General features: G+C 35.7%; 11 protein-coding genes. 8 read left to right on the forward strand and 3 right to left on the reverse strand.

The genetic code is table 11. The features are described from left to right. The first annotated feature begins 63 nt into the window (after window positions 1-63). The 5 genes from ANA7108_RS0126275 (at window position 64) to ANA7108_RS0126295 (ending at window position 9,233) form a co-directional block, all read left to right on the forward strand. A complete protein-coding gene (locus ANA7108_RS0126275) occupies window positions 64-612 on the forward strand; it encodes a WGR domain-containing protein (protein WP_016953816.1) in 549 nt (182 codons plus the stop codon). A 311-nt stretch (window positions 613-923) separates the two neighbouring features. Then, window positions 924-6,041: a DEAD/DEAH box helicase family protein gene (locus ANA7108_RS0126280; RefSeq protein ID WP_016953817.1), complete on the forward strand. Its 5,118-nt coding sequence runs from the start codon at window positions 924-926 to the stop codon at window positions 6,039-6,041. A 679-nt stretch (window positions 6,042-6,720) separates the two neighbouring features. After that, window positions 6,721-7,122 carry a hypothetical protein gene (locus ANA7108_RS0126285; protein WP_016953818.1) on the forward strand — a complete coding sequence of 134 codons (402 nt, stop codon included), beginning with the start codon at window positions 6,721-6,723 and terminating at the stop codon, window positions 7,120-7,122. 580 nt (window positions 7,123-7,702) lie between these two features. Beyond that, window positions 7,703-8,182, forward strand: a complete 480-nt coding sequence (locus tag ANA7108_RS0126290) for a hypothetical protein (RefSeq protein WP_016953819.1) — start codon at window positions 7,703-7,705, stop codon at window positions 8,180-8,182. A 94-nt stretch (window positions 8,183-8,276) separates the two neighbouring features. Continuing rightward, window positions 8,277-9,233, forward strand: a complete 957-nt coding sequence (locus ANA7108_RS0126295; RefSeq protein ID WP_016953820.1) for a DUF4351 domain-containing protein — start codon at window positions 8,277-8,279, stop codon at window positions 9,231-9,233. A gap of 146 nt (window positions 9,234-9,379) precedes the next feature. On the opposite strand, the gene ANA7108_RS0126300 is transcribed toward ANA7108_RS0126295, so the two are convergent. Both ANA7108_RS0126300 and ANA7108_RS0126305 read right to left on the reverse strand, forming a co-directional pair. Continuing rightward, a complete protein-coding gene (locus tag ANA7108_RS0126300) occupies window positions 9,380-10,609 on the reverse strand; it encodes a ParM/StbA family protein (protein WP_016953821.1) in 1,230 nt (409 codons plus the stop codon). Window positions 10,610-10,711: 102 nt separating this feature from the next. After that, complete coding sequence (locus tag ANA7108_RS0126305; protein WP_016953822.1) at window positions 10,712-11,236, reverse strand: hypothetical protein; 525 nt, start codon at window positions 11,234-11,236, stop codon at window positions 10,712-10,714. Between the two features lie 700 nt (window positions 11,237-11,936). Between ANA7108_RS0126305 and ANA7108_RS0126315 the strand changes: the two genes are divergently transcribed. The 3 genes from ANA7108_RS0126315 (at window position 11,937) to ANA7108_RS0126325 (ending at window position 15,643) form a co-directional block, all read left to right on the forward strand. Then, window positions 11,937-12,338, forward strand: a complete 402-nt coding sequence (locus ANA7108_RS0126315) for a ribbon-helix-helix protein, CopG family (RefSeq protein WP_042491374.1) — start codon at window positions 11,937-11,939, stop codon at window positions 12,336-12,338. A gap of 402 nt (window positions 12,339-12,740) precedes the next feature. Further along, window positions 12,741-13,847, forward strand: a complete 1,107-nt coding sequence (locus ANA7108_RS0126320; protein WP_016953825.1) for an IS630 family transposase — start codon at window positions 12,741-12,743, stop codon at window positions 13,845-13,847. Window positions 13,848-14,008: 161 nt separating this feature from the next. Next, on the forward strand, window positions 14,009-15,643 hold the full coding sequence (locus ANA7108_RS0126325) for a relaxase/mobilization nuclease domain-containing protein (RefSeq protein ID WP_016953826.1): 1,635 nt from the start codon (window positions 14,009-14,011) through the stop codon (window positions 15,641-15,643). Between the two features lie 270 nt (window positions 15,644-15,913). Here ANA7108_RS0126325 and ANA7108_RS0126330 read toward each other — a convergent pair whose 3' ends face one another. Continuing rightward, the gene (locus ANA7108_RS0126330; protein ID WP_026104474.1) at window positions 15,914-16,444 is read right to left on the reverse strand and encodes a hypothetical protein; all 531 of its coding nucleotides are present in this window, start codon (window positions 16,442-16,444) and stop codon (window positions 15,914-15,916) included. Window positions 16,445-16,449: the final 5 nt, after the last annotated feature.

The raw sequence follows: 16,449 nt of genomic DNA on the forward strand, positions 1-16,449 counted from the left end.
AACCGCTAAATACTAATTGGAGTTTTTAGCGGTTTACCACCATGAAATATCGTTGTAATCATCATGGAAATATATTTAGTATTCGTAGATGCTGCCCAGAATAGCAATAAGTTCTGGAGTGCTAAAGTTGAGCAAGAAAATTTAACTGTTGAATGGGGTCGAGTAGGGTACAAATCTCAACAGAAAGTTCACTCATTTGGTAATTTTCAACAAGCAGTTTCTAAATTTCACAATCTCGTTGCTGAAAAGAAAATGAAAGGCTACCGAGAAAGCCAACCTCAAATTGATAATAATTCTGATTCTTCGGAAATCAAAAGAGCTATTCAATTGCTAGAGATATTACGTCCTTATGTAGCTGAAAGACAATTTGCAAATAGCAATTATTTAGAGACATTAAACCAATATCTCAAAATTGTCCCTACACCTTTGGGCATGAAAATAATACCATCCTTAATATACCGTCATGTAGGAGACGTAGACCACCAACTATCACTACTGAACTCCTTATTAAGAAATGAATCTGTTCAAGGTGAAAATACATCAGAATCTGGTAACAACAGGAAAGTTATCAGCTTAAAAACAATTAGTAAGAACTTTTGGAGGTATATCTAATACTGCCTCACATTCAAATTCTCAAGCTTTTCAACCTGTTAATGTAATTTTTTCAACCATAAATATTTACAAATTATTAAAAAATAATATGGCTTACTAATGAATGTAAGCTATATTTTTCTCTGATATCATTTGACTTTAAAGATGCACATATAGTATTTCCTGGTCTAATAAAGTACAAAATTATCTGCGTTTATCTGCGTTCAATTATTACTACCCATACTTCACTTGAATGCGAATATCTATAACATATTTAAATTGTAAATTTGCGCTATGCGCCCATTACCAAAACTATTTTTTGGCAATGGTATATGTTTACAATCAATTCAACAATAGAATCAGAATTAAAAGCCACACCCCAACAAAGATGGGAAAACAATAAACAGGCAATTATCACTCTGCAAACACTCAACACCACTCCCACCCAAGAACAACTACAAACATTAGCCAAATTCAATGGATGGGGTTGTTTACCTGAAATATTTAGCTTAAATCCACAAAACAAATGGGTTGCTAAAGCACAAAAAGAATTGCTAACTTTACTGAATCAAGATGAATTTAATAACGCTGCCAGTAGCATATTAAATGCCCATTATACAGAACCAAAAATTATTCGTAGTATTTGGGAAATGCTATCACGCATAGGATTTACAGGAGGCAGAATCTTAGAACCAGCTTGCGGTACTGGTTTATTCTTTGGATTAATGCCAGAAGATATACGCTGCAACTCAAAACTATTTGGAATTGAATTAGATAAAACACCCGCTACCATAGCCAAACATTTATATCCCGAAGCTCAAATCTATAATCAGGGTTTTCAAGAAGTCAGCTTCCCAGAAGGATATTTTGATTTAGTATGTGGGAATTTTCCCTTTGGTGATTATGGAGTAAACGACTCAAAATATAACTTTCTGGGAGTCAACATCCATAACTATTTTCTAGCCAAATCTGCCGACTTAGTGAGAGAGGAAGGGTTAATCGCAGTCATTACTTCTACCTACACTTTAGATGCTCCAAGTTCTCAAAAGTTCCGGGCTTGGTTAGGACAAAAACTAGAACTGGTAACAGCCGTAAGACTTCCTAGTGGAGTATTTAACACCATAGCTAGAACTCAAGTTAGCCCCATTATGCTAATCTTTCAAAAAGTCAAAAATCCTCGTCATTCCAACACATCAAAATGGATAAATACTCAAGAAGTGCAAATTGTTCCTCAAGATTGGGGTAATGAAGGTGACAAAACTAAAGCTCATCTCAACGAATATTTCCTAAGTGAATTTCAAGGCAGAAGTTTTGATAAATATTATCAAAACCAACTGCAAAAATCTCCCCAATACACACATTTACAACAGAGAATCTATCCTCATGTACATCACTTATTAGGTACACCAAGCATTAATAAACTGTACGGTGAAGGTTTTGCTCTATTAGATGACGGCAGAGATTTATCTGAAGCATTGTGCAGAATACCTCTAAATGTTAACTACTCTCCTAGAAAAGAAACTGAAGAACTTCTCTTAGTTCCACCTGAACTGCAACACATTAAAGAAATGGCTTTTTGTATTCATGAAAACCAAATTTATCAAAGAGCGAAAAGCCATTTAGTTTTAGTAGAAACAGTAGAGAGAAATCGAATTGAGGATTTTTGGCAGCTACGTAGTTGTTTAATAAAAGTCATCAATGCCCAACAAACAGTAAATGATGAAGAATTAACACAACTCCAACGAGAACTTAAAAACAGCTACAACTCATTCATTCGCAAATGGGGGAGAATCAATAGTAAATACAACCTAATACATCTGGGAAAAGACCCCAACTATTATTTAGTCAGAACTCTAGAAAAGAGCAATTACAAATTAGCTGATATTTTCTCTAAACGAGTTTGTCGTTCATATTCTGCTCCCACAAAAGTTAATTCAGCCCAAGATGCTTTAACACATTCGCTGAATATCAAAGGTTGCTTAGATTTGGATTATATCTCAGAAATTAGCAACCTGACTCCAGAGGAAATCATTCAAGAACTCGATGCTGATAATCTCATCTTTTATAATCCTACTACCCAGAAATGGGAACTTGCTGCTCAATATTTATCTGGTAACGTTTACAGAAAACTGCAAGAAGCGATCGCAGCTAGTTTAGCGAAAAACATAGAAGCACTCAAAGCAGTTCAACCGTTACCAATGCTGCCAGATGCTACAGAAGATATCAAACTTGCTTGTCTAGAAACATCCAATATTGATTGGAATTCTCTCACAGATTCCCAAAAAGATAAAATCTTGAACAAGAAGATTCACATAATGCTGGGTACAAACTGGATTAAACCAGAAATTTACCAGCAGTTTGCGAAAGAGATATTGAAAATTAAAGTAACGATATCTCACATTACTTCATCTAGCACATCTTTTTGGACAATAGGAGGGAATTCTGATGACCTTACAGAATACGGCACAAGTTATATAGATAGTGCCAAACTTTTGGAAAAAGGATTAAATCGTCAAGACCCCAGAATCATTATCTACGAAAGCAAGGATACCATTAATACTCTAGCATCTAACGAAGCAACAGAAGAAGCCAGAGCTAAATTAGAAGTCATCAAATTTGCTTTTAGAAATTGGATTTGGGAGAATCAACAAAGATGTGTGGATCTGTATACATATTACAACACACACATTAATGTTTTCTCTGCCCGAAAATATAATGGTAGTTACCTCCAGCTTCCAGGTAGTAATCCTCATGTGCAGTTAAACTATTGGCAATTAGATGGTGTTTCTAGAATCCTTGAAGAAAATGCCACTTTTCTAGCCCATGATGTAGGACTTGGTAAAACATATACCATGATTGCATCTATCATGGAATGTCGGCGGTTGGGATTAGCTAACAAGCCAATGTTAGTTGTGTTGAATGGCACTGAAAAGCAAATTGAAGAGAGTTTTAGATATCTCTATCCAATGGCAAACTTATTAGTTCCTGAAAAGCTAGATGCTGAAGGGAGAAAAATCTTCACTGCTGCCATTCAAACAGGGGATTTTGATTGCACTATCATTACTCATTCTCAATTCTTCAGTTTAGCATTATCGGAGGATTATCAATTAGCGTTCCACAATCAAGAAAAAGAAATTCTCCAAGCTTTCTTGAGAAATGAGTCAAATGACAGAATCACCACTAAACAATTGAAAAAGGCGTTAAAAAGCCTAGAAAATAAAATCAACAAGGTAACAGCATCAACAAGAAAAGACAATCACATTGATTTTGATAATTTGACAGATATGTTGGTGATAGATGAGGTTCATGAATTTAAGAATCTCTCGATTATTACCAAGATGTATAACATCAGAGGTATTCCCAAAAGTTGGAGTCAACGTGCTAGTGATACCTACATGAAGATTCTGCATATTCTGGGAGATATGCTCACCGAAACTTGTTCTCAATTCACAGGAAAGGTAATTGGTGCAACGGGTACAATTTTGTCCAATACTATGGCAGAATTATTTAATTGGATGCGGATGTTTCAACTTCCCAAATTACGAGAATTGGGAATAGAAACTTTCGATGAATGGGCTAGTCAATTTGCCGAACCTACTTCTTCGGCTGAAGTTACTGCTAGTGGTAAATACAAAGTAGTGACTCGGTTTAAGAGTTTCTGCAATATCCAAGCTCTCCGAGGGCTGATGGATCAATTTGTTGACCTCCGCACAAATGATAACATTGGTGATGTTTTAAAACGTCCCAAACCTAAGTTTATTGATGTTGTTGTAGAACCATCTTCAGCACAGTTACAATTTCTTAGGGATGCTCTCAAAAGGTCTGAGAAAATTTACACTCGGCAAGTTGCACCCAGCATTGATAATATGCTGAAGGTAACGACGGATCTCACAAAAGCTGCTTTAACTATGCGCTTATTGGGAGAAACTAAGGAAGCAGATATCAGTAAGTTGCATGAGTGTGTTTGGAATAGTTGGCAAATTTGGAAGCTGACGAATACTGTCAAGGGAACTCAATTAATATTCTGTGATGCTAGTATTCCTAAACCAGATAAATACAGTACCTATTTGTATTTGAAAATGCTGTTTATAGCATTAGGAATTCCAGAATCACAAATTGCGTTTGTCCATGATTTTAATAAATCTAAACGAACTAAACTGTTTGAGTTAATTGATTCTGGTGCGGTGCGTATTTTATTGGGAAGCACGAAGAAATTAGGTACTGGTTGCAATGTCCACCGTCGCGGATTATGGGCTATACACCACCTAGATGCCCCTTGGCGACCTTCTGATCTTACTCAACGTGAGGGGAGAGGTATCAGGCAGGGAAATGGGGAATTTATGGGTTTTACCCTACCTTTTGTGTGGATATTTAGGTATATTACTGAACGTCTAGATGCTCTCAGATGGCAAACTTTACAATGGAAGCAGGAAATGACTGCTAAATTCCTCAATGGTGAGGATTTGGATAATGTTGAAGATTGTGATCAGGGGATTTATTCCTATGCTCAAATTAAGTCAATGGCTACAGGAAATTCTCTGTTAATTGAGGAATCCAATTTGCGTAGTGAGTTGAATTCTCTACTCATTCAACAAAGGAGTCATCAAAGACAACAATTTAGTTTGGGTTGGAATATAGATAACTGGAATCGCAAAATTCAAGATTTAGAACGCAAGATTGACTGGCTTCAGGAAGATTTGAAAATAATCAAGCCAGTTTTCAAGGAAATCAAAGCAGCGCAAATTTCTAAACGAATATCTCTGGAGTGTAAAGAGATTTTCCAGAATCAAAATACTTCGACAAGAAAGGTTGCTAATTACCGAGGTTTTGATGTATATGCTTATTATCGTCCTGGTAATAATAAGTTAGGCGTTTACATCAAATGTTGTGGAAATGAGTATTATTTCCCCTGGGTTATTGACAACAAAAAAGGAAGTATTGAGTTTCAACGTTCTCATCCTTTAATCAGTCTTGATACTATGATAGATTCATTACCGGAATATCTACCAAGATTGCAGGAAGAATTTGAAAATGCAAAGGTTGAAAAAGCAAGATTGGAATCTCTTGTAGGACAATCTTTTCCACATTCAGAGAGGATTGATGATGTCTCCAAACGATTGCAGGAAATTGATGCTATGTTACAAGAGGATGAAGCTGCTTTGGATACATCAGAATTATCTTCTAATGATGAAAATGATGAAGACAGTGATGATGATTTCTGGCTAAATGATGAAAGGTGTATTCAAGAATGCCATATTCACCCAGGAATAGTAGATAAATTGTTTAGTCGCAGCACGGAAGATATCGAATGGATTAGTGATATTTCTCAAGTTGTCACGACTATCAAACCTATTAATTCCCAACCTCCTACATCTAGCACAATTAGCAAAATTCATGATTTTCCTAGCAGTATAAAGAAGGTAGCAGGTGTGCAACTAACTCTGTTTTAAGATTACTGCTAGAGTTTTTGATGAATTCAAAACTGGGTATTGGGGAAGTAGTTCCCTAATACCTATTTTTTAAGTTAAATAATGAATACTTCAAAAACATTACATACAGCATTTTCATGTAAATTGGGATGCTCCCAATTTTGAAAAAATAAATGCAGCCACACCAAAAACTATCTAAAACTATCTTCCCTTTGCATACTTTGCGGTTCAATCATATCCAGTATGGGATAATTTTCTGTTGTTATACCACTTCTTTATGAGGCTGCGCCGAATTTTTCAACCTTGTATTTTCTTTCTCTGTGTCCTCTGCGTCTCTGCGGTTCGCTAATCTTTAAATTGAGCGCATCTTTATACAGAATTGGTATTAAACAAAAACAAACTTACACATTTTTCATTTATTTCTCACATCAACTTTTATCGAGTCTTAGATCAATACTTATCGGTTTAGCTCAAAAAATGAAATCATGTAGCAATGGCTACGCCCGCCGCAGGCATCACTTAACATTCAAGACGGTCGTTACAAAAACTAACCGGACAGTATTGAGTCTTACATATACATCAAAAAAGCCCAACTAACGACATATACTGCTTTAATACAGTGAAAATATTGATATATCGCTACGCGAAACATTTGTGAAAATCATGAAAACCAAAAATCACTGTGTTTTAGGAGAAAATTATGCAATCTGTACTTACTTTAATGATTGAAGCTATCTGTGTTACTTTCTTTGTAGCGATGTTTATAGATTTTGTTGCTGGGATTTTTCAATTAATACAAGCTACAACATCAGTTACACCAAACAACACATTAATATCAATTTCTAAAGTCAATAAACCAATTATTTGTCAACCATTACCTGACCCTTGGACAATGGAATTAGAAAGTGATATTTTATCTAACGAAACAATGAGAAGTGAAACTATTCCTTTTCCTGTTCCTACACTAAAACTTTTACCACCTGCAAAAGAAATTAAATCAGAACCAAAACGTCGAGGAAGACCAAAAAAGAATAATACAACTCCTACTCCAAAAACTACTTCTACACGCAAACGCAAATCACCTCAAAAAGCTGCTGCGTGAACAAACAAAGATAATCACTCACTGTGTAAATCATCTTTGAATAATATGTAAAAAATCCAAAAACCTAAATCATGGCATTTTTAAATCTTAACCGATGGTTTAGGTATCAATCCTGGTCAGGTTTTACTATTACAGGGAAAAAAAGAAAATAAAAATGGCTCTCCTAGACTAGTTATAGAAAATTAATACTTGATATCAGGTTAAGTCCTTACATAGTAGGGAATTCAAGAATCAGAAAGCATATTTTTATTAAATCTTTGATTCTATTTGAGCGAAACCTAGTTATATCAAGTGTTTTAGGTGTTTTTTAGTATCAATTTATCAAACGAAGTCTAGGAAGTCCATAAAAATTTCACCTTTAATCTTTCCCTAAATAACTGAATCACTACAAACTCATAAAGCCAGGGGAAAGAGTTATTTTCATTGACAATAATATTTCTTATGTCTATACTAGAAAATATTAGATTCGCATATTCAAGAATTAAAGTCACTCCAGGGATAAAATCATACAGTTTGAATAAACTTATAGCATTATCAAGTCTGGTTCATATCACTTAATGATTGAAACCCAGCATAGAAAATGCAATTCATCAAAATACAAACTGCTGTAAATATCATCTGGATAACTATGCTAATTATTTGCCCTAAATGCCAAAGTGATAACTCTCGTAAATTATCCCTAATTTATCAAGAAAATTTCACTCATAGCACTAGCACAGTCAGAGGTTCTATAGGTTCAAAGTCTGCTGCTGCTTATAAAAATGAAACTAATACTACATCACTTGGCAAGATAGCAGCACCACCAGAAAAACCAAAATCAAATATTATATTAATTCTTAAAACCATTTTTATTACGTGGATAGGTATTATAGTATTCACAGTTTTTAAAGCCTTAGCTATGATTGAATTGTTAATATTTGTAGTTTTCCCAATCTATCTATTCTGGGCAGTAAGAAAAAACATTTTACACTCACGTAAATACCCTAGACTTTATAAAAAATGGGATAATTCTTTTATGTGCCAGCGTTGTGGAACAATCTTCGATAGTCTTGAAAGTTAAAGCATTTTTCAAATCATATTTATTGTAAAAAAATTATAAATATAGCAAAATCTGTATATAATATTTTTTCTAATCATGCTCATCTACTAAAAAAATGACTGAATTAACAGCTAACTATGATGAATCATGGAAAGAAGCATTAAATGAATATTTTGAAAGCTTCTTATTCTTTTTCTTTCCTCAAATCCATGAATTAATTGATTGGAAAGAATCCCCTCAACCCCTAGACAAAGAACTCCAAGAGATTACAGCTTCATCAGAAACAGAAAAACGGATTGCGGATAAACTTTATAAAGTTTGGTTGTTAGATAAACAACAGGTATGGATTTTGATTCACGTTGAAGTTCAAAGTCATTATGAAGTTGACTTTGCAGAAAGAATGTTTATCTACCACTACCGCGCTTTTGATCTTTACCACAACAAGGTACTTAGCCTAGCAATTTTAGGTGATAATAGACCAAATTGGCGACCTGATTGTTATCATTATTCTATTGGAAATGGTGAAACTCACCTTAAATTTCCCATTGCTAAACTCCTTGATTACGAATCGCGTTGGAATGAGCTAGAATCTAGTAACAATCCCTTTGCTATCATCACGATAGCGCACTTGAAGACTAAAGCCACAACCAGTAATCTTACTGAACGGGAAGCATGGAAATGGAAGTTAATTCGAGAACTTTACGAGCGAGGGTTAACGAAAGAACAAATCGTTAAGCTATTCAAAATCATTGATACAATGATGACTTTACCTAAGCATTTGCAAGAAGAATTAATCACTAAAATTAAACGTTTGGAGGAGGAAAGAAAAATGCCCTTAGTTAGCCCAACAGAAAAACTGGCTATGGAACGCGGTGAACTAATAGGTGAAGAACGATTAGTTATACGACTACTTAGTCGGCGATTTGGTGTAATTGCATCCACCTTAATTGAGCAAATTCATCAACTATCTGTTGAACAGTTAGAATTACTGGGGGAAGCACTTTTAGATTTCTCAACGATAGCTGATCTAGAACAATGGTTACAAAATAGGTCAAATTCCGTAGAGGAATAGCAAGTACCGAAGAACCAAAAAAGGGAGGAGTTGTCTCAGGCGATTGCGTGTAGCACACTGCCAAAGGCAATCGCCTCTCTTAATTTTTAAAGGTTTAATCATCACAATAAACTACCAGCTACAAAAATTCGACTTCATTAACAAATTTAAAGTCTATCTGGCATTTCCAAAAAGCCCTTTGGCTTTGGTGAAGGCAGGTTAACAACCTTGTTCCCTGAAACAGTAGAACCAGAATTATTAGTTGTAGTATTACTATTTTTAGTAGTTAAATTGGCACTACCAAACAATACTTGATACAAAGCCCATACATCTGCTAATCGCATACCCATTCCTACTTTATCGAGTGCTGGGGGAATTTCTACACCACCATTCCAAATCAATTTCACATTACTGTAATATGCCTCTAATTCTGGTTTAAGATATTCCGCAGTACCACCACACAAAATCATCTCATTAATATCACGGGGTATTTCTTGTAATAACCAGCGTACTAATGCTCGAAAATATTCATCCCGACTAAGTTTGAGAGCAAAAGATATATCTTGAGCTTCTGCTAACACCTCAGCTTCACTTTTACGTCGTGATAAGGTAGCTAAAACTTCCGACTTACATTCAGATCCTGCTGCTACCACCGCAGCTATCAGATGTGGATCATCTTTCGATAAACCACTACAACGTCTAACAAAATCATCCAACATCCATGACATCCCAAAGGTATTTGATACCCCTGGAGTTACTGCACCTTTATTAGATATCTGTACAGAAGCATTGCGATATCCCAACATTACTACCGCAAGGTTGCAATTCCTAATGTTTGTTCCCAAAATAGTGCGTCTATGTAGATAAATACCAACTCCTTCGGGGACAACGTTCAAGTCTATCAACTTGATCCTGATTTCACCAGTAGGTGTATTGAAACGTTTTAGTGCCTGTTTTAATTTAGATTCAAGACGCTCCTTATCTTGATATTCTGAAGGTGGTAATAAAACAGCAAGTGAAACTGTGAATTTGTTCATCAGTTTCAATTTTTGACTAACCACCCACAAAACACCACAGATTTTTTGTACTGCATTTTCTTCTTTCAACTGCTTGAGTAAGGAATTACCACCATATTTTTTTCTCGCTAGGAAACCAATAGCATAATATTCCTCACCAATACCCACCCAGCAGGTATTCTCTGGATCTGTTTCACCTGATTTAGTTTTTTCATAGTTTTCTACTGACGCAACTGATACATCTGCTATTTCTGGTTCCATACACAGCAATGTAGGAAAGTCATTTTTATGAGATACACTTCCAATTGCTTTAGTTTGAGAACCACCTAAATCTATAGCCAGCATTAAATCCGGGGTTACACTATTTGTAGTTTTAGTCATTTTATTACTCACTTTTCCACCAATTAACTAAAATATATTTTTTGTGATTGAATTTTGTTAAGTATGAATTCAGGAGGTAGCTAAATTATTTAGTTATAGTGTTTATCCAAATAAAGAACGAATATCCTGTCTAACAGCCTTTTGTTCATCCGTTAATTCCATCTCTACCTCTACATCTTCATCCCAAAAATCATCATGTAGATCAGTTTCTGGAGATTGGAGAACTGTTGTGTTATTAGTAACTATTTGTTCTATTGGGTTTTGATAACTAGCATAATTCTGTTTTATTACAGAATCGTTTGTAATCAAAGCGGTACTAAAACTGTCCATACCTTGAAGAATTATTTGAGACAAGGGTAAATTAAAATTTAACTTTATTTGAATATAATCCCAATGATTTAAACAATCGAACAATGATGATAAAGTTATTTCCTTCAATAAATTATCATCAACTCCATTTACGTTGATATAAGCTAATGGCATAAAACATATTCGAGCTGCTTGCCATACTAATTCATCAAAATTTTTATGGGGATAATTAACCAAATAATTTAACAATATTCCATCTGGTGTATTTTCTCGAAATTGAAATCTAAGTCTCTTGGTTATAAATTTTTGCTCTGCCATAATAGTCATTCCGTTTATCTTTTATGATTTTTAAACCCTAATATCCAATATTGATAGAGGTAAGGTATCTGGTATCACAAAATCTAATAAATAATAAAAACTATATTGCAGCATTCAGGTATGAATATAAAACTAACAAAAAGTATAAAACAGATATAATTTTTGATATAACTTGATTACTATTTCTATGCAAACACGCTTAGAAGCAAATAAAAAAATTAAAACGCAAAAAATTTTAGACCCTAATGGAAAACAATTAGGTTACAAAAGTATTATTGTGTACTTCTGTTATCGTGAGTAATAATACTTATTATAGTAAGTCTAGCCAATCCCAACCAATCCTAGCCAATCCTAGCCAATCCCAGCCACTTGATGGATAATTTAATAGTACAAATTAACTAAATAAACTTTTTAGGTGGCAAAAAAGCAACCAATCCTAGCCAATCCTAGCCAATTTTCAGTAAGGAATATATACTTGTATATTAATTTACATACTAAGTAAATAGCCTTGAAATACCTACAGTAGAAAGGTTTGAAAGGTATAATTATATGTTATAAATTATACCTTAGTTGTGTTTGCCTTAATTCCCGGTGAGACGCAAGCCATGTTTTGTGCATGCGTTATACTTGGACAAAACCCCTCAAAATAGTATTTTCACCGCATTTTTTAGCTGAAAAAGTTTTTTTGGAAATAATCATCATGCCAAAAAAAACTCAGAGAACTGATGGAGTTATCAGAACAATTAGGCTTTCAGTTCGTTTTGCTGCTGATGAGTACGAGCAACTTAAACAGAAAGCAAAAGAAGGCAGAGTGAGTATCACAGAATTTATTCGACGTGCTGCATTTCGACGGCGTGTTGTAGAATTGCCCCCTCCCCCTCAGTTAAATTGGAAGTTGTACACAGAACTAAATGCTATTGGGGTGAATCTTAACCAAATAGCTACAGCAGCAACTAGGGCATCGAAAGCAGGGGAAGCCGTAAATATTGATCCTGAGCAGCTACAAAACTTAGTAGAATCCCTGCGTGCATCCATCAAGGAAACACAAATGCAACTGCTGGATTGTGAGATAAGAGATGTTGAACAAGAAGACCTAATTTGATTATTGAATTAGTAATTGGCCAGAACGCACGGAGAGGAAACGATGGCGGAACGCCCGCTTTCAGCGATTGCGCGGAGCGCAGTACCAAAGGCGATTCCTACGGAGCGCTTCGCTATCGCACGTAAAGTAGAAACAGCTTCTCTCACATCTTGCACCTTCTCAATAAGGGTGCGGTGGGCAATGCCCACCCTACGCAATAATAAGGGTTGTAGACTTAGATTTTCGCAATAAGATGATGGTGCAAGATATGATTTCTAAAAATAGCCCACTTTCAGCGATTGCGCTTCGCGCACTGCCAGAGGCAATCGCTCTAAAATTCACCATATTTTCCCAAATCACTAAGCTGTTGTGCAGCTTGATTGTATAATATAAAATTAAGTTACTAAGCAATCACCAGGAAGTATGCCAGCAAAAAACCATCTATCTCAAGAGCAGAGAGAAAGGTTATTAAAAAACCTTAAAGAGCAAGAAAATCCCTATATAAGAGAGAAGGTTCTTATCTTATTATTGATGAATGACGGCAAAACTTACCAAGAGATTAGTGATTTTTTAGATATTGCATATCCAACAGTAGCATATTGGGCAGTGCATGGAGACCCTGATAACCTAGAAAGTTTTTTGGATGGAAGAAGAGAAGGGAACTTTCGTAAAGTCACCAAAGAATATGAAGATTTATTATTAGAAATAATTGAAAAAGAACCAACAGAATACGGATATGAATTTGGTCGCTGGACAGCAGCAAGATGTGCAACATATTTAGAATCAGCAACAGGAATTAAGTTAAGTGGTTCTCAAGTAGGAAGAATTTTAGCAAAAAAAAAGTACGTTTACCTTTGGGCAAGATACAGTCTGGAAGATAAACAGAATCCAGAGAAACGGAAGTTATTTAAAGAAAAATTGGCAGAATATTTAAAAATAACTAAAGAAGCCCCAGAGCGTTTACAGGTATGGTTTTGGGACGAAAGTGGATTTAGTTTAAGAGTGATAAGAAGAAAAACATGGGGACGGAAAGGTAATAGAAAAAAGGTGACAGGGCAAAGAAGACGAGGAAGAGTAAATATTATGGGAGGGTTGCGTTATCATGACAAGAAAAGAATTAACTTTGTTATCAAAAAGGGGAATGCAGATGTTTTTTATGAACAGTTGATTTCGTTAAATAATTTCCTAATACAAGAATGGATAGAACAAGGAAATCCAATCGAAAGCTTCAATAATAATTCTGCTAAGATAGTTATTATCTTAGATAATGCCAGTTTCCATAAAAGAAAAGATATTTTATCTCGGATTGAGTTAGAAATGCCAAATATTATTTTGGAGTTTTTACCACCGTATAGTCCAGATTATAATTTAATTGAATTAGTTTGGCATTCCGCAAAAGAATATATAGCACATAGATTATTTGAATCTGTATCACAGCTAGAAGAGTTATTAAATAAATTGCTAAATGAAGGAGGTCTTATTATTAACTGGGAGCGTAAAATCAAGAATAAAGGCAATGCTATTTATTAAATTTAGCTGCGTAACAGCTTATCCCAACAAAGTATTCAGCTAACCCCTACATAACCCGTCGTAGACATCGCTGATAGGAGTACCCCTTGATTGGCAAACAGTTTAAAAATCACAGCTTTCGCTCCACCCTAGAATATGTGCTGGGTAAGGAGAAAGCCACCATGATCGACAGCAATATGGGTGGAACTACACCCATACAACTAACTAGAGAATTTGGTGCAGCTAGAAGATTTCGCCCCAATCTCCAACGTGCTTGCGCTCATGTCATTCTTTCTATTCCTCACCGCGATGTATCCCATGACAAAGGGGAATATCATGAACATTTGGAGGATGAGCAATACACAGAAATTGCCCAGCATTGGCTCAAGTCCATGAAATTCTTGGGAGAGGAATTAAATCAAAGCCAGTACGTTGTTGCCCGTCACCATGACACCAACCACGAACACATTCATATCATTGCATCTCGTATTCGCATGAATGGCTCGGTTGTACCAGATTCCTGGGATTATCGCCGCAGTGAGGTGATATTACGAAAATTGGAAAAAGAATACGGTTTGGAGGCTGTATCCTGTAGCAGTGACAGAGTAGCTCAAACAGTTCAAAAGGAAAGTGGGTTTGAAACAACTGTTAGCAATCGCCAAGGACAAACCCAAAAGCAGAAACATCACTCTTCTAATCAACCACCTATTACCCAACTGTTAGCGGACATCATTGATGCAGCTACGAAAGACCAACCAACTGTTACCCAATTGATACAGAGACTTCAGCAACAAAGTGTTGTGGTTCATCCCCAATTTAGTACCGGGGGGTTGTTTAAAGAGGCGATCGCTTTCGAGTTGAATGGTGTCAAAGTCGGTGGGTATAAATTAGGGTCAGCATACAGCTTTCCAGGACTTCAGAAAAAACGAGGCGTATCTTATGACCCTAAACGGGATTTACCAGCAATATATTCCTATCAGGGTAAAAAACAGGTAGAAATGCCAACACCTGCTATAGAAACAACGGTAACAGTATTGTCCCCAGAGAAAGAAATACCATTAACCAATAAAACTACGCATAAACAAGAAACTACTTCAGAAATTAGTGCGGCGCGGAACTCTGCACCAGAACTACCGGAAGTAATCACTTCCCTCACCGCAGACATATCACAATCAGAATTACATCAAGCTATTACTGCACCAGAAGCTAAAAATAATACAAATGAGGGTAGTCAAGCACTAATCGAAGTTGAGGAGGCGAATAGCCAAAATACAGTAACGGAGATAATGACAGAACACCAAGTTATGGCTAAACGCCCACCGGAGGCAAACAACTTGCAGCAGCACTTGGCGATTGCGCGGAGCGCACTGCCGGAGGCAATCGCTTCTAGTAAACCTGCAAAAAATACTTTGGAAACCGAGAATAGAAGCAAGGTTTCTGTAGACAACCCAGCTTTCGGTCAGGGGAGTAATGCAATACCTTCCAACATCACACCTTTGTTGAGCGCACACCAATCGGTTTATAGTTCAAAAAATCACACTAACAACATCAGGCCAATTATCAGATTTTTTTGGCAACAAGCAGGACAACCAGAAACATATTCAGGAAAATACTACGACCTTCAACTAGAGAAAGACATTCTCAAACTAAAACGCAAAAATGGGGAAGAAATTGCAGAAATTTCTCTCTATGATGACGCTGAAAGTAAAGATAAAGGGTTGACAGATGAAGATTTGATGATACTAGAGAGACTGAAAATGTTACTGTTAACCCACAACCGACAAGAAGAAAAAGAAAATAGCGGAGAATTGGAGTAAAGACAGTTATATCAAACATGAGTTTGATTTATATCAAACGATATAAAGCAACAAACAAAAACTACCTCCAATTCTACTTTTTTTTACTAGCACCATCAGTGAAATAACTTTTAGAATCAAATCTGAGGAAACTATTAGTAGTTATAGCAATCGCCCGTGTTAGGACATCAATTGATGATAAAACTCAGATAACAAAAGACTTTTCATACTGTCACCTGTTCCTTGTGACCTCCTGTAACAGTGATGTATAAATTACCAAATTGGCAAATTTCAATACCGTGTTTCTGGTTCAAAAGGCAAGGTATCAACATCTTCAAAATTACGCAAATCTATTTCCATCTGCTTCCTTCTTTGTAAATAGGTTTTGTTGTTTGAAATAATTGCTTGCATTTGCTGTTCACCAAAATTTATGCCCTGTTCCGCATATCGAGCCGACAATTGATTGTAATTATCAACTTCAATTTTTTTACGACGTTCCATTTCTGCTAATGATTTAGCACTGATACCAATACTATGAACATATTTCACATACTCTGGTTTCAAAGAACCATCAACATTAAATTGCTGCTTCTCTTGTTCTGTAAAGAAATCGTAGGCAGTATAATTTATCCAAGGTTCAGGGTCAGTTTCATCTAGATGCTTGAGATAATCATATTTTACTTTTAATGTATTTGCATAGTCTTCTATTGATTCGTTACTCATACCCATAGATAACATCTGGCTTCTAGCTTCATCTTTGAGCATTCCATCTAAATTCAACTCTTTACAGTGCATATTTAACCAACGAGTCAATCTCGACATAATTC

Source organism: Anabaena sp. PCC 7108, assembly GCF_000332135.1.
Classification (GTDB): Bacteria; Cyanobacteriota; Cyanobacteriia; order Cyanobacteriales; family Nostocaceae; genus Anabaena.

Bases quoted from the DNA above. Each gene is read 5' to 3' on its own strand.
- ANA7108_RS0126275 (WP_016953816.1), top strand. From the start codon at position 64: ATGGAAATATATTTAGTATTCGTAGATGCTGCCCAGAATAGCAATAAG.
- ANA7108_RS0126280 (WP_016953817.1), top strand. From the start codon at position 924: ATGTTTACAATCAATTCAACAATAGAATCAGAATTAAAAGCCACACCC.
- ANA7108_RS0126285 (WP_016953818.1), top strand. From the start codon at position 6,721: ATGCAATCTGTACTTACTTTAATGATTGAAGCTATCTGTGTTACTTTC.
- ANA7108_RS0126290 (WP_016953819.1), top strand. From the start codon at position 7,703: ATGCAATTCATCAAAATACAAACTGCTGTAAATATCATCTGGATAACT.
- ANA7108_RS0126295 (WP_016953820.1), top strand. From the start codon at position 8,277: ATGACTGAATTAACAGCTAACTATGATGAATCATGGAAAGAAGCATTA.
- ANA7108_RS0126300 (WP_016953821.1), bottom strand. From the start codon at position 10,609: ATGACTAAAACTACAAATAGTGTAACCCCGGATTTAATGCTGGCTATA.
- ANA7108_RS0126305 (WP_016953822.1), bottom strand. From the start codon at position 11,236: ATGGCAGAGCAAAAATTTATAACCAAGAGACTTAGATTTCAATTTCGA.
- ANA7108_RS0126315 (WP_042491374.1), top strand. From the start codon at position 11,937: ATGCCAAAAAAAACTCAGAGAACTGATGGAGTTATCAGAACAATTAGG.
- ANA7108_RS0126320 (WP_016953825.1), top strand. From the start codon at position 12,741: ATGCCAGCAAAAAACCATCTATCTCAAGAGCAGAGAGAAAGGTTATTA.
- ANA7108_RS0126325 (WP_016953826.1), top strand. From the start codon at position 14,009: ATGATCGACAGCAATATGGGTGGAACTACACCCATACAACTAACTAGA.
- ANA7108_RS0126330 (WP_026104474.1), bottom strand. From the start codon at position 16,444: ATGTCGAGATTGACTCGTTGGTTAAATATGCACTGTAAAGAGTTGAAT.